The sequence below is a fragment of the Bacillus cereus group sp. BfR-BA-01441 genome (genome assembly GCF_022663075.1).
Classification (GTDB): domain Bacteria; phylum Bacillota; class Bacilli; order Bacillales; family Bacillaceae_G; genus Bacillus_A; species Bacillus_A cereus.
Genome location: NZ_JAKUEU010000110.1, coordinates 1 through 13,520, shown reverse-complemented (window position 1 = coordinate 13,520; position 13,520 = coordinate 1). Strand labels below are relative to the sequence as shown.

Here is a 13,520-nt window from a genome sequence, read left to right as displayed (position 1 = left end):
TGGACCTTCCCATGTTTCAATCTTCCACCAGCCATTATCTCTTTTTTCTACGACTCCTACATTTTGAGCACCGTACTCTGATCCACCATTTGTTTTAGCTGAAGTAAATGACGGTTCTTTATACCCATAGAATGATTGATTCACGTACTCAGAACTGTTAGCAGCGTGAGTTACCATACTAAATGTCGAGATAGATAGAATAAAGAATAATAACATTACACCCCTTTTTAACATATACTCTCTTCACTCCTTTTCGAATAATCTCATATTGCGCTTATTACATTAACATATTTTTCTTTATTTTACTATATTTTTACTATTTAAAAACTATTTGATATTCCTATCTCATTCCTATAATAAGAAAATAGTTTTTACTCTAATATAAATATTTACAGTTTAATAAAAACAAAAAAAACCTGCTTTAATACAGGAGATTTTGATGTTATTTCCAATCTACATATTTAAAACTCTGGCGATTTGACAGGCTTTGGAATTCTCAATATAATAATGCATTTCTAATCCTTTTCTTTCTGCACGAAGTACGGTTCGATAAATGTTGTGAGACCGTAGATTGCGGAAGATTTAAAATCTCTATTAACTGTGTAACATTACATGTCTTATGGTACATTAACTCATTTACAATTTGTAGCCGTGCTGGATGTACCTTCGCCTTTAATACCTCTACATCTTCTTCCAAGATTTCTTTTCTCTCTTGCTTTTCTTTTAACTCTAACATTTCAAATTCCCCTTTATTATTTATTTCTATTTTCCTATTATCGCTATACATAATTACTTAGGTATGGTTCCCTTTTTGCCTGTTAAGAAAATATATATTGATCAAATCTTCAAATCAAAAAAAGGTTATTTTTACAGAAATTACAATAATACATACTACTTGAATCTCAATAAATATAAATTAACAGAATATTCCGCCTTATATTGATAAATGCTATTAAATAGATTTTGATAGAGGAGATTTCTGATATGATACTAATTGCTGAATAATATCTTTGGAGAGGATGAAATTGAACAATGAATGTTCATATACAGGGGAACGAGCAAATAACTAATTTATTAAATGAATGGTATCAAGAAATTAGGGCTAGGCATGTAGACGCCGCTCAATTACTTAAACAAGAAATTGAAAACAGAATTCATAATATAGAAGAAAATCAAACGATATTATTATACTACTCACTACTAGATTTTAGACATCAATATTTAATTGATAGCTTAAGTATTTCTAAAGATAGCTTTAAACAAAGTGATGCTTACAAAACTCCAACAGACGATTTCCTTTCATACTATTATCACTTCTTTAAAGCCATTCATTCTAATGTTACTGGCAATCATAGCCTTGCAAAAATACATTACGATAAAGCTGAATACCTATTAGAAACAATTCCTGATGAGATTGAACATGCTGAATTCCATTATGAGTTGGCCATTTTCTATTGTCATACACATAAATCGATTTTATGTATTAATCATGTAATGAAGGCGAAAGATATATTTTCAAAACATCCTGGGTATGAATTGAAAGTTGCCTTCTGTAATAACCTATATGGATTAGCATGTACTCATTTAAAGGAGTGGGAATTAGCTGAGGAACACTTTATCTCGGCTATGGATACATTCCAAAAAGAAAATTTAGAATACAATATTTTGATTGTTCGTCACAATCTAGGATTTATGTACGCTACACAGAATTTATCCGAGGTAGCATTACGTTATTTATCTGAAGTTAATCAGAAGTTACCTAGCGATTATAAAGCTGTTTTTATTGAAGCTAGGGAACATTATAAATTAGGAGAACATCAAACTGCTCAAGAATTAATAAAAAAAGGCCTGCAGCTTTCTACTCAATTGGGAATTGAAGGCTATATACATCACTTTAAGATTTTAGAAAAAATGAACCTAAATAGTTGTGCTACTGATATAGAAAAAACTGTTTTAGAAGGGATTTCCTATTTTGAACGCGAAGAACTATATGAGTACATAAATGAATATACTGAAAAGTTAGCAACCCAATTTTACAAAGAAAATAATCATAAAAAAGCCAGCTATTACTTTTATGAAGCTAGTAAAGCCAGTGAAAAAAACTTTAAAAAAGGAGCATTAAAATGAAAAAATTAGCGGTTAGCTTACTGGGTATCTTAATTGTTGTAACAGTAACTTTTGGATCAAATTCTTCAACAGGCTCTCAAAGTACCATAAATGTTATTAAATATTCACATGGACATACTGGATGATGAAAGGAAGGCTTATACCTTCCTTTTTCTTATATTTTAGAATTCAATACGTATCCCCTCCTACATTTATTTATAAAAATTTAAGAAATAAATAATTCAAAAGATAAAATAAAAATACTATAATTAAAAACTTCCATTTGTTTCTTTTCGTTGGTTTACCAGCATGTTGTATATAAAAAAATAAGGAAATAACCGCCATTGAAATTAAAAATATTTGGTAGTAATCCATCATCTGTAATAACCCCTCCATACAAAAAATAAGAAGTCTCTTTTTAAGAGACTTCTTATTTTTAATACAAACGACATACATAGGCTAAACACATACAATAAAGTCAGGATGATGTACTTTATTACCTTTTATCATAACATATAATTTGTAATTTTTGTTTAATAATTCCACTCAATAAAACTTTATCAACCTTAAAATGTTTAATAAAAAAACAAATACAAATACAATTAATAATATATTCACTTGATGCAGACGGAATATGCTCAAAAGATATAAAGTTCAGTTACAATATCATTCATGATTTTTTAATTTTTTCCTTCCCTTCTGTTAAGAATACTTCAAAACTTGACTGATTACCTTATGTTAATACTTTATATATGCAAAATTACATACTAACCCTCATTGAAAATAATTCTCATTGTAACTATAATGGTTTCAGGGATTGAAATTTTCACTTTCGTTTCAAATCTCACAATATATTAAAGGAGGAAATACTATTATGAAAAAATTGATTTTAGCAGGGGCACTAGGAATTGCAGTATTTTCAGGTATGAACTTACCAGGGGCAGAGGCATCAAAAGCGAGTGCAGCTACTACGAATTTAGAAATTCAAGAAGTCACAAAATACTACTCTATGAGTTCCTATGAAGTGTCTCAAAAAGAATCATTTAATCTTAAAAAAGGGGAAGAACTTACAGTCTTTGTACAAAATTCAGGGTTCCCAATTTCTTATACGGTCTTTGATGCGGATAATCAAGTAATTGGCACATTCAATGCTAATTCCCCATATGGTCGCGTATTTAAAGCGCAAAAAGACGGTAATATTTCTGTACAATTTCAAGCAGGTGTAAATTCTACGTACATGAAGAAGATGAATTTCACAGCTAAATTTGCTGTTTCTAAACTTAACCAATAATAAAAAATGTAACGATCCTCTTTAAAAACAAATTAAAAAGGTATATCCCTTCAATGGGATATACCTTTAGTTTTAGTGAATTTTATATTGACCAGATAACTGCTCTTGCGCCATACGTACTAAACGTTTTGTAATTTCTCCACCTACTGAACCATTTGCTCGTGCAGTTGAATCCGGTCCAAGTGTAACACCAAACTCCTGTGCAATTTCATATTTCATTTGTTCAATTGCACTTGCTGCAGCCGCTATTAAGATTTCGTTTGAATTATTATTTTCACGAATTTGCATTTTTTAAACACCTCCGTTGAATTTGGTAATATCATGCTCTATTTCCAACAAAATATGCAAAAAAATATTCGATTAGCTATTTTACATATATACCTAAGCTTTCATCCCTTTTGTGGGAATAAATAAAGGTATATATAGGTCATACCCTATTACCTTCTTCTATCCTACTTACTTCTGAATTCCCCTATTAACTCCTGTAACTCTTGGGAGAGCCACTTTAAAGAATTTGCTAACTCTGCAATATCTTGTACATACAGTTCTTGCTCTTTCATACTTATCTTCACATTACTACTGTTATTCACATATGTATTTGCAATGTGTGATAATTCATTTACAAACTGAACAATAGTTTGATTATCTTTTAACATGTCACTTGAATTATTCGAAGTCGCTTTAATTTGATTTGTAACAGATTGTGCAGATTCTGAAATCTTTTCAAAGAAAGCACCACTACTTTGAACAAGTGTTATTCCTGATTCTACTTCCTTTGAATTCTTCTGTATGGATCTTATAGCTCTCTCTGCTTCAGCCTGGGTTTCACCAATTAATTTAGCTATATCCCTTGCAGATGCCTCGGTTCTTTCCGCTAATATACGTACATGGTCCGCAACAACTGAAAACTCTTTCCCTATCTCTCCAGTATATGAGTCTTCAGTAGAAGCATTTAAAGCTAATGAATTTGTTTGATTTGAAATGGTTGTAATTACAGTAAGAATTTCATGAATTTCCTTAGATCGTGCTTCTAATGCATAAATACTAGAAGATACATCCTGAACTGTATCTTTGATTCTTTTCATTTGATTCACGATTTGCTTAATCAAATCTTTTCCCTCTACAGAATGCTGTTCCATGTCTTCCAAATCATTGCCAACTTGTTTTGCAGCTCCTTTAATTTCTTGCATCTTACTTTCCATTTCTTGAACAATCCCTAAACATTTTTGCACTACATATTCATGAGAATGTGCTCCTAAATTTAATCCTGTAATAGCACTTGCAATTTCTTTAAAGGCTATGCTATTCTCTTTTGTACTTACCGACAATTCCTGTGAAGATGTCGAAACCTGTTCAGCAGTCTGCCTTACTTTATCTATAATCCTATTAAACTTTTTAATAGTGTTATTAAAATAGATATTAGTTATCCCTATATCATCAGATCTTTCATTCAATTTAATACTCAAATCCCCTTTACCAACTTTACGTAACCCTTCTTGTAAATCCTTTAAAGGCGATAGAGAGTTTCGTGAGATAAATATTTGAATTGTAATTGCGATAGTTAATGAAATTATAATAAATAGTAAACCTTGTATCATAAAGTTTTTCTTTGTAAGAGGAATAATAGAAGCTTCCAAATCCGCTGCAACAATTGCAATTATATTTTTATTTTCATCTGTAACTGGCTCTAAAATTGTTACCCAGAACCCTAATTCATCTTCATATACTTCTGTCATTTGTGCCTGTTTCGTTTTCATTACTTTATCATATGTTTTCATCCAATAAGTAGGCTGCTCATAGTATTCACCTGGTTTTACAGAAACAGTATTTGCTAATTGTGTATCCAAAGCTACTATTTGTAATTCAGCTTTATCATTTAGCTTAGCTCCTGTAACATATGTTTGCCCAACACTTTTCATATCTTTTATTGATTTATCTAAGTGCTCTGTCAATTTTTCTTTCTTCACTCTTTGAGATGTGGGGTCTTTTGCTACATCTCTTACTATTTCTAGATCTAATTGATTTAATACCGCATCACCTGTTTCAAAAGACTGCCTCTCAAATATAGACATCATACTATTTTGAAACATATTAAAACTTAACGCTCCCATACTTCCAACAAGGGTCAGAATTACTAATACCGTTAGTAATACATTTTTTTGAAGCAACGATAGCTTATGCCAATATTTTTTCATTGATTTCACCTTTCTTATTTTCAATAATACAAAGATAAAGTAGTAACATATTAAGAGGTTCTCTTTCTGTTATTAATTTAAACTTTAAAATAGCATACTAGTCATTCAACCAACCGTTCCAATTTTTTTCGTTTGATAGGGTTTCTTTCCTTATATACTGATAGTTTCACTATATTTAAAGTAATAATTTAACGAATCTAAGCATTTATGTATTTAAATCCAAAAGCATGATGCCATTGTAATGAGCATCAAAATGCAGCTAATTTACAACACTCTCTTATATAACACCACTTAAAAATTAATAGTTATGACACCTATGATTAATAATGCTAAGGTTTATTTTCTTCTTTTTGAAGCCCATTCTGATCTATTGTACAAATATCAGTTTTCCCATTTGCAATCGCACCTTTTATATGTCCAGCCAGCTGCTTCTGGAAATCTATTAAAAGGAAGACGTAATACTTCTACTACTTCATCTTTTCTATTTGTACTGATTTCTTCTAAATTGATGATGTTAAAGGCTTTGCCTATAATAATTACTATAATGTTTAATGGATTCCTAAGAATATTTAAAATTCCATATTTATCTCCTAAATATTTTCAAATTAGATTTGTTGCAGTGCCTTCAGCGAGGATTTTTTATAATATCTTTAGTTTTAAATAAAGACAAGAATTTTTAAGAGCCTCATCTTAGTTATCTTTATCTTGCACAACAATAAAATCTGAAAGTTCAATTCAATTCCCTATTTTATAACTTTTTTCCTTATTTTTCTATAATATTTTAATATTTACCTGTACAATCTAAACTTAGACTCTTTTGGCCTTTACTCTTCAACTGTCTTAAATTTATATGAGGTAGCGCAGTAAGTAAATTTTTAATAAAAAACTTTTGTATTAAAAAATGCAAAAATACATACTCCTCCAAAACTATATGCACTTAAATATTCATATAGTAAAATAATCAATACAAGCGTGCCCTATACAGCATATTTCCTTAACGGGCTTGATATTGTATTCATCATAAAATTGGTGTGGCCTTAATATCTCACTTAGCTCTTTAATATTTTGATGTTAACAATATGGTGTTAAAATATCCCTACTTTATCGCTATACCTACATATAAGCCAAGAATTCAATTACAGAACGATTTTCATCAATAGTAGACGAAAGCATGTCAAACAAAAAGAGACTCAATTATTTATTACTTTTTGTATAGATGTAATAAAAGATTATAGGAGAAATATATATGCTAAAAAAAATAAATAGATTTATGTTTGCTTTGCCTACCATTTCTTTTGTTTTTCTTATTTTATTAGGATCATTTTTATTCGTACTACCATTAGATCTATTCTTACCTGAAATACAAAAAAACCCAATAACAGAAGCACCTCTTATTCTTCAAGTTTTATTAGGGGTATTAGCGGCACCTATATATGAAACAGTAGTTTTTCAAGTATTTTTATTTTGGCTATTAAGTTTGATTCCTTACATTAAAAATCGCGATTACCTTATCATTTTAATAGCTTCAATTATATTTGGATTAAATCATCGATATGGAATCACTTATATAGTTGGTACAACGATAATTGGTCTTTTATATAACTATGCTTATTGGGTATATAAAAAAAAGAATGAAAAATATCAGGTTACAATGCCTGCTTTTGGGGTTGTTTTTTTGATTCACTTATTACATAATTCTATTGCTTTTATAGCATCAAATTTATAAATGTTTTAAAGGTAATATAGATTAATGAATTATGTTTGTACTTGTTAAAGCTAAGAGACACGAAATAAAAATTAAAAAGAGGCTAATTCACTAATACTTCTAAATAGTCTTGTTTCAGTTTGTTTATTTGAAGAATAAAAAGAGAGGGACCTGTCAGATAGACAGTATTTTCAAAACACAGCTAAGCCACCTGAGTCTATATTTGTATGGACTCAGGTTATTTAATTTCTCTTGAAATCTTTGATGATTATAACATTGTATATATTTGCGGACTTAAGATAGATGAAGAAGTCTTTTTTATGTGCATTATCCTAAAAGTTTTACTTTCGCAACATACTTTCCTTCATTTTTCTAACATCCCATCCTCTTCTTGCAATCGTTTAGTCTTAGTACCCGAACCTTTAGGTTTCATTCTACCTAAACATAACTCTTTTGCTTTCCCACGTTCTGCTTCTAGTTTTTTAGTACCTAAATTTTCGAATCATTTCATTTAACGTCTTACAATTGGATAATACATGTCTATTTCTTTCTTAACAGTTTTATATCTTCTTTTAAGTATAAACCCACTTCCTTTTCCTTTCATTTTGTATAGCAAGTAATTCTAATTTACCCCATAGAAAAATCCCCTCCATAATAAATAGGTTAATGTGTTTTCTTTATCCTATCTACTATGAGGGGAGAATAGCATACTAAAGATAGCTTCTTTTTTTGTAAAAGAACTAAGATTCTAGTGTCGTAATTAATTGCTGACGTTCTTTATCCCTAAAAATCTTAATTTCATGTTTAAATTCATAATTTCCTTCTTCAAATCTAACCCATTCCTTACTTGTCCAATATACAACATCTACATTTGCATCTAAAATTTCAGAACATATGTCTACTAATTCTTCTTCGTAAAATGGTGCTTCTTTTGCTAGTTCAAAAGCTAGTACTTTTGGATCCTTACTTTTAATTTGAAGTTCCCTTGAAGTTTGCCCTAAATACTGCCATGGAGAATATAGGGATTGCACATGAACATTTCGAGTTTCTTTAAACTGTGATGGAGAATGTATTGTAGCAGCAAATGTAGGTTTGCTCACTCCTATTGTTGTACCTAAAGCAATAGAACTAATAATAAGTTTTTTAATCATTTTTTCAGCCCCTTTTATTATTTTGGATATGCTTCATTTTTATACTACGTTCATGTTCGTGTAAATGAAGATGATTTGACATGATTCATCATTTTTTTCAAAAACTGAATATTAATTAATCGTTATAAATTTACCCAAAACAAAAAAAGTTTCCTTATGGAAACTTTTTTGTTTTGGGTATACATTATATGTATAAAAATTAGTTTTGAAAATATTTACTTATTTGTTGATAAAATTGTATATGGATATTTTCCCTACTATTTATCTACACACATCTCATGCAAAGCCTCACTACAACATAAACAAATTCATCTTATGACCACGTTTCTTCTTACGAAATTAAGTGATTGTTTCAATAGCTGGTTTGGGAATCATAGAATTACTTTCTTTCTTAGCCCTATTATTCTGTTCTTTTGCCTAAAATTCCAATATCCCCATTACTTCTTTTGTAAATAGTTTAAAATCCGTTAAATGTTTTTCAATAATTTGACGAACAATATCTAAATTTACACTTTGATAATCATGAACAGCAATATTACGAAATCCAACCATCGCCTTTAACTTATTTGCTAGATCAGCGCTAAGTAATCCTGCTGTAACCAATAAATCAAAGGCCTCTCGACTAGATTGGGGTAGTCCTAATTTTTTCCCTGCAACAATATGCATTGCTAAATCAATACTCGCTTCACAAGCTCTTTGTATATTCAATATTATTGAATCTTGTTTTGTAAAGTCCTCTAAATTTTCAGGGTCATTTCCATACACATCTTGGATTCTTTTTATACAACGCTCTATTGTAGAAATTTTATTTAAAATAACCTCATTCTTCATATATAGAACCTCTTTTCTTTATATCATCAAATACTACCTGTCGTTCTTCATTCAATTTTGAATACATTTTTAAGGTTTTCATTTCAAAAATAACCTTACGCTTTTCATCCGAACAAAATATTGTCTTTCCTGTATGTATAATCTGAGCTTGAAAAACTGTAGAAGCTTCGGATAAATCAACTAAATCAACATCTCTATGAACAATGTTAGCTAACTCCTGTGCTAATAAAAAACGTTCATAGTTCCCTAATGTTGTGTCACTTACATAAGCTATATCAATATCACTATCTTCTCGTTCTCTGTTCTCAGCCGTTGATCCAAACACAATTATCCAATAGGGATTCACCGTCTCTTGTAATTTTTCTATAATAGCTGTTATCATGCTTTGAAAAATCATCTAATTAATCCCCCTTATTATACTTGAATTTTATTATATCATAACCATTCCGAAATCCATTAAGCTACAACAAATACATAAACAAATTTAAAGCTTCTTAGTACTTAAAACACCTCAAAATTGCGTGATTATCCCTGTAAAAGCAAAAGACTGACAGCAATTGTCAGTCTTTTCCCTTTGAAACTCTAAAAAATAGGAGCTATATTTCTCTAATAACGGCATCTTTTATATGTTAATTCACCTTTAATTTTTCTTTTACTTTTGTAGGGAGTTCGTCTTTTTTAACTTCTTCCCAAGATTTCACACCTTTTTCCTCAGTGTAATATATAAGTAAAAATGCTTCTTTACGAAGATTTTTTAATGCTGTAAACTCCAGTTCCTTTTCCTTACCGTCCTTATCAAATCCAGATAATTTATATTGGTAAGTCGTATCACCATTAACATTTTTCTCCTTTAATTGTTCGCCATCCTTAGTAATTTGAACATAATATTTATCTGTACCAAGTCGGTTTAAGTTACAACCCGATAAAAACAAAGTAAATATCACAAAAACACTAAACATAAGCATTATTCGTTTCATATTATTCACCTCATATTTCTTCTCAAAAAAATTATATCCCAATCTTCTTACTGCCAAAATCCATTAACATTACGCTAACATTACATTTTTGTAAGATAGTCACTATATATTCAAACTAAGCACCCGATGGACTTCAAACCTTAGGATAAACTGTATATTTTCAGATAACAACTATACTATGTAACATGAACGACTACATATATAATAATATGAAAGCATCATTTAATTATTTGCAGCATGAGGGAAGCAAGAAACTCATGATTTACTATATATTTATCATTTTGGAATAAACATATTTAGCAGCAGATGATACAAAGAAATTCTATTAAAAATATGGCGAAAAATTTCAAGATTCAGAGGCCAATAATCCCCAAATTGTTCGTGGGTGTCCTTTACTTAATGGTGCAATTGAAAGTACAGATGTTTTTCCTGAATTACATGCTGCAGCTGCAAAAGGATATGATAATACAGTAGTACTAAAGGAATCTCTTATTAAAGAAGGAATCGAAAAAAAGAAATTAAAGATTATATAGATGTTATGTCACTTGCTTCTTTCCTTTCTTCTTCCATGGAAGGGGCTATTATGGCTAGTCGAGTATCAAAAAATAATATACACCATCATTATTTTATAGAACAAGTAAGACATCTCCTTAATTCATATGCCAATTAAACCTTCTTAAAACACGGCTTGTATATAAAAACAAAAAGACACTTTGAGGTGTCTTTTTTCAATATGTCCATTGTAATAATTGATTTGTTAAAGCAAATAAAATATCCGATAACAAAAAATGAAGGCTTTAGAGCCTTCTTTATTATAAAAGTTTCCCTCTTGATTAATGCAATGATTCCTTTTGATCCTCATTCTCTTCTTCAATTAGTAACTCGATGTATGAGGAGGTATCATCGCTCATTAGACCGTTAACCAGTCCGTGTCTACAAGCTTTTTTTCCGATGGAGCAAGAAAATGAACAATAAATTTAGCAGACTCTGCTGTAATCCTTAACAAGAAAACATTTTCTAAAATAATCATTTTCCCTACTTGTATGGTCAACTAACAGCAGAAAATTATTTTGTCCTGACAATTTATATGTGAGAATTAATCGTAGAACTTTTTGTTTAAATATCCAAATATTAGTTGTAGCTTGTTGTACTTCTGAGTTAAATCTTTTTATTTGTACAATATGCTCAAATAATTAATAAAATTTATCTATTAAACTAGCAAAATATCCCTATATCCAAATCCCATTCGAAGAAAAAAGAGTGCTCCCTCATGATTCTATCCCAAAAACAAATTCCATCTACTGATTGCTCGACAAGAATTACATACTTACCAACCATAACAGGATGTAATAAAGTTTCATTCCTATTCATTCTTAATCTTCCCAGTATACAATACGCTAATTCCATTCTATGAATATATATAAAAATACCATTCATCAAAGTTTATTATGGCTATAAAAATAAGATTATTTATCAGTTCAAATTAGCAGACTACCTACAATCTCTCACTTAAACACAGGATCAACTACTATTTTAAGGGCTAATAACCCCTTAATAACTTCTCACTATAGAGATATTTGAACCCTAGTAAAATTCCGCATCATTAAAAATAAATTACCACTTTGTCTATTTCGATTAGTAATTTTCAACATACCCTATCTTGAGAAGTAGCAAAGAGGTATTTTTTTAACCCTTTTCTACTTTTTTAATTTATTTGAGGAGGAAGATATAAATGCCAGAACGTCATGAAGATGAAATCCGTGAATTGTTACACGCATTTCAATTAGTAGGTGCAAGAGTGGTATTATTTTTACCATCGTTTCATGTAGAAGGTCTTATCACTCGAATTGGAGAAAACTTTGTTACTCTTCGTCGTGGTAACGGCGAAGGTGTCGAAGTAGAAAGTAATGCTAATGGGGGAGACCTTGAAAATCCAAACCAAATTAGTGTTAAAATTAGTTCAATTTTATCAGTTAGTGATGACCAAGGGGAATAATCAATAAGACCCAAAAATGCAATGGGATTATAAATACCCATTGCATTTTTTAAATTTCATTTTACAGAACCTTAATTGGTATGAATTACCCTGAAATATTACTTATATGGAAAGTAATTTTGATTTCTTTATTATTCTTTTTATTATCACTCCTTCATACAAACTGTTTATTTTATAATACAACTCTCTTTAGAGAGTATTTAGATATGTCAGTTTTGTTTAAATCAAAAAATATTAAACAGCTTAAAATGAATCTAAAACAAGATTATTTACCATTTAAAATTAGCAGAATGTCTATAATCTCTCACTTAAACACAAGATCAACTACTATTTTAAGGGCTAATAACCTCTTAATAACTTCTCACTATAGAGATATTTGAACCCTAGTAAAATTCCACATTATTAAAAATAAATTACCACTTTGTCTATTTCGATTAGTAATTTTCAACATATCCTATCTTGAGAAGTAGCAAAGAGGTATTTTTTTAACCCTTTTCTACTTTTTAATTTATTTGAGGAGGAAGATATAAATGCCAGAACGTCATGAAGATGAAATCCGTGAATTGTTACACGCATTTCAATTAGTAGGTGCAAGAGTGGTATTATTTTTACCATCGTTTCATGTAGAAGGTCTTATCACTCGAATTGGAGAAAACTTTGTTACTCTTCGTCGTGGGAACGGCGAAGGTGTCGAAGTAGAAAGTAATGCTACTGGGGGAGACCTTGAAAATCCAAACCAAATTAGTGTTAAAATTAGTTCAATTTTATCAGTTAGTGATGACCAAGGGGAATAATCAATAAAACCCAAAAATGCAATGGGTTGTAAATACCCATTGCATTTTTTAAAATTTCATTTTACAAAACCTTAATTGATATAAATTAGCCTAAAATATCACTTATATAGAAAATAATTTTGGCTTGTTTATTATTTTTTTATTAGCACTCTTTTACATAATCTGTTTACTATATAGTACAACTCTTTTTAGGAGGTGTTTAGATGTGTCAGTTTTGCTCAAATCAAAAAAATATTAAACGGCCTAAGTTTAAATTGTTTAATATAGATCCTATCCCTTTTTATACTCCACCACGCTCACAACAAAATAATTCAGTTTCATTAGAACCAACAGATACTCCACCACGTTCACAACAAAATACTTCAGTTTCATCAGAACCAACAGATACTTCACCACGTTTACAACAAAATACCTCAGTTTCATCAGAACCAACAGATACTTCACCACGTTTACAACAAAATACCTCAGTTTCAT

General features: G+C 29.9%; 13 protein-coding genes and 5 pseudogenes. 7 read left to right on the top strand and 11 right to left on the bottom strand.

What is annotated here, in order from left to right; genetic code table 11:
• Nucleotides 1-234: pseudogene (locus MR107_RS26885) on the bottom strand (hypothetical protein); the annotation flags it as partial.
• 219 nt (nucleotides 235-453) lie between these two features.
• Nucleotides 454-736 (bottom strand): annotated as a pseudogene (locus MR107_RS26880) (ArsR/SmtB family transcription factor).
• A gap of 296 nt (nucleotides 737-1,032) precedes the next feature.
• Between MR107_RS26880 and MR107_RS26875 the strand changes: the two are divergent.
• From MR107_RS26875 to MR107_RS26870, 3 genes are all read left to right on the top strand, one after another.
• Nucleotides 1,033-2,127, top strand: coding sequence for a response regulator aspartate phosphatase (locus MR107_RS26875; protein ID WP_242292923.1), 1,095 nt, complete (start codon nucleotides 1,033-1,035; stop codon nucleotides 2,125-2,127).
• A complete protein-coding gene (locus tag MR107_RS31430) occupies nucleotides 2,124-2,252 on the top strand; it encodes a hypothetical protein (protein WP_000732002.1) in 129 nt (42 codons plus the stop codon). Before MR107_RS26875 ends, MR107_RS31430 begins: the two co-directional genes overlap by 4 nt.
• 728 nt (nucleotides 2,253-2,980) lie before the next feature.
• Nucleotides 2,981-3,397 (top strand): hypothetical protein, encoded by a 417-nt coding sequence (locus MR107_RS26870; RefSeq protein WP_000733523.1) that lies wholly within the window; start codon nucleotides 2,981-2,983, stop codon nucleotides 3,395-3,397.
• A gap of 72 nt (nucleotides 3,398-3,469) precedes the next feature.
• Here the strand turns inward: MR107_RS26870 and MR107_RS26865 are convergent, their stop codons facing one another.
• Together MR107_RS26865 and MR107_RS26860 are read right to left on the bottom strand one after the other, a co-directional pair.
• Nucleotides 3,470-3,685, bottom strand: coding sequence for an alpha/beta-type small acid-soluble spore protein (locus tag MR107_RS26865; protein WP_001167047.1), 216 nt, complete (start codon nucleotides 3,683-3,685; stop codon nucleotides 3,470-3,472).
• Between the two features lie 164 nt (nucleotides 3,686-3,849).
• Nucleotides 3,850-5,592, bottom strand: coding sequence for a methyl-accepting chemotaxis protein (locus MR107_RS26860; RefSeq protein ID WP_242292922.1), 1,743 nt, complete (start codon nucleotides 5,590-5,592; stop codon nucleotides 3,850-3,852).
• Between the two features lie 1,246 nt (nucleotides 5,593-6,838).
• Here MR107_RS26860 and MR107_RS26855 point away from each other — a divergent pair.
• Nucleotides 6,839-7,318, top strand: coding sequence for a CPBP family intramembrane glutamic endopeptidase (locus MR107_RS26855; protein ID WP_000913862.1), 480 nt, complete (start codon nucleotides 6,839-6,841; stop codon nucleotides 7,316-7,318).
• A 153-nt stretch (nucleotides 7,319-7,471) separates the two neighbouring features.
• Here the strand turns inward: MR107_RS26855 and MR107_RS31760 are convergent.
• The 5 genes and pseudogenes from MR107_RS31760 to MR107_RS26835 all read right to left on the bottom strand — a co-directional run.
• Nucleotides 7,472-7,582: pseudogene (locus MR107_RS31760) on the bottom strand (IS3 family transposase); the annotation flags it as partial.
• Nucleotides 7,583-8,037: 455 nt separating this feature from the next.
• Nucleotides 8,038-8,448, bottom strand: a complete 411-nt coding sequence (locus MR107_RS26850; RefSeq protein ID WP_242292921.1) for a hypothetical protein — start codon at nucleotides 8,446-8,448, stop codon at nucleotides 8,038-8,040.
• Between the two features lie 417 nt (nucleotides 8,449-8,865).
• The gene (gene hepT, locus MR107_RS26845; RefSeq protein WP_000787540.1) at nucleotides 8,866-9,279 is read right to left on the bottom strand and encodes a type VII toxin-antitoxin system HepT family RNase toxin; all 414 of its coding nucleotides are present in this window, start codon (nucleotides 9,277-9,279) and stop codon (nucleotides 8,866-8,868) included.
• On the bottom strand, nucleotides 9,269-9,676 hold the full coding sequence (mntA, locus tag MR107_RS26840; protein ID WP_000577226.1) for a type VII toxin-antitoxin system MntA family adenylyltransferase antitoxin: 408 nt from the start codon (nucleotides 9,674-9,676) through the stop codon (nucleotides 9,269-9,271). The genes hepT and mntA overlap by 11 nt, the downstream gene beginning before the upstream one ends.
• A 232-nt stretch (nucleotides 9,677-9,908) precedes the next feature.
• A complete protein-coding gene (locus MR107_RS26835; protein WP_242292920.1) occupies nucleotides 9,909-10,256 on the bottom strand; it encodes a YxeA family protein in 348 nt (115 codons plus the stop codon).
• A 344-nt stretch (nucleotides 10,257-10,600) separates the two neighbouring features.
• On the opposite strand from MR107_RS26835, the pseudogene MR107_RS26830 reads away from it, so the two are divergent.
• A pseudogene (locus MR107_RS26830) lies at nucleotides 10,601-10,926 on the top strand (TetR family transcriptional regulator C-terminal domain-containing protein); the annotation flags it as partial.
• A gap of 258 nt (nucleotides 10,927-11,184) precedes the next feature.
• Here the strand turns inward: MR107_RS26830 and MR107_RS26825 are convergent.
• A pseudogene (locus MR107_RS26825) lies at nucleotides 11,185-11,627 on the bottom strand (DUF2935 domain-containing protein); the annotation flags it as partial.
• A 361-nt stretch (nucleotides 11,628-11,988) separates the two neighbouring features.
• Between MR107_RS26825 and MR107_RS26820 the strand changes: the two are divergent.
• Nucleotides 11,989-12,252, top strand: coding sequence for a hypothetical protein (locus MR107_RS26820; RefSeq protein ID WP_001115161.1), 264 nt, complete (start codon nucleotides 11,989-11,991; stop codon nucleotides 12,250-12,252).
• Between the two features lie 530 nt (nucleotides 12,253-12,782).
• Nucleotides 12,783-13,046 (top strand): hypothetical protein, encoded by a 264-nt coding sequence (locus tag MR107_RS26815; protein WP_065705211.1) that lies wholly within the window; start codon nucleotides 12,783-12,785, stop codon nucleotides 13,044-13,046.
• 280 nt (nucleotides 13,047-13,326) lie between these two features.
• On the opposite strand, the gene MR107_RS26810 is transcribed toward MR107_RS26815, so the two are convergent.
• Nucleotides 13,327-13,520, bottom strand: a 194-nt coding sequence (locus MR107_RS26810) for a hypothetical protein (protein ID WP_242292919.1), incomplete at its 5' end; no start/stop codon positions are given.

Bases quoted from the DNA above. Each gene is read 5' to 3' on its own strand.
- MR107_RS26875 (WP_242292923.1), top strand. From the start codon at position 1,033: ATGAATGTTCATATACAGGGGAACGAGCAAATAACTAATTTATTAAAT.
- MR107_RS31430 (WP_000732002.1), top strand. From the start codon at position 2,124: ATGAAAAAATTAGCGGTTAGCTTACTGGGTATCTTAATTGTTGTAACA.
- MR107_RS26870 (WP_000733523.1), top strand. From the start codon at position 2,981: ATGAAAAAATTGATTTTAGCAGGGGCACTAGGAATTGCAGTATTTTCA.
- MR107_RS26865 (WP_001167047.1), bottom strand. From the start codon at position 3,685: ATGCAAATTCGTGAAAATAATAATTCAAACGAAATCTTAATAGCGGCT.
- MR107_RS26860 (WP_242292922.1), bottom strand. From the start codon at position 5,592: ATGAAAAAATATTGGCATAAGCTATCGTTGCTTCAAAAAAATGTATTA.
- MR107_RS26855 (WP_000913862.1), top strand. From the start codon at position 6,839: ATGCTAAAAAAAATAAATAGATTTATGTTTGCTTTGCCTACCATTTCT.
- MR107_RS26850 (WP_242292921.1), bottom strand. From the start codon at position 8,448: ATGATTAAAAAACTTATTATTAGTTCTATTGCTTTAGGTACAACAATA.
- hepT (WP_000787540.1), bottom strand. From the start codon at position 9,279: ATGAAGAATGAGGTTATTTTAAATAAAATTTCTACAATAGAGCGTTGT.
- mntA (WP_000577226.1), bottom strand. From the start codon at position 9,676: ATGATTTTTCAAAGCATGATAACAGCTATTATAGAAAAATTACAAGAG.
- MR107_RS26835 (WP_242292920.1), bottom strand. From the start codon at position 10,256: ATGAAACGAATAATGCTTATGTTTAGTGTTTTTGTGATATTTACTTTG.
- MR107_RS26820 (WP_001115161.1), top strand. From the start codon at position 11,989: ATGCCAGAACGTCATGAAGATGAAATCCGTGAATTGTTACACGCATTT.
- MR107_RS26815 (WP_065705211.1), top strand. From the start codon at position 12,783: ATGCCAGAACGTCATGAAGATGAAATCCGTGAATTGTTACACGCATTT.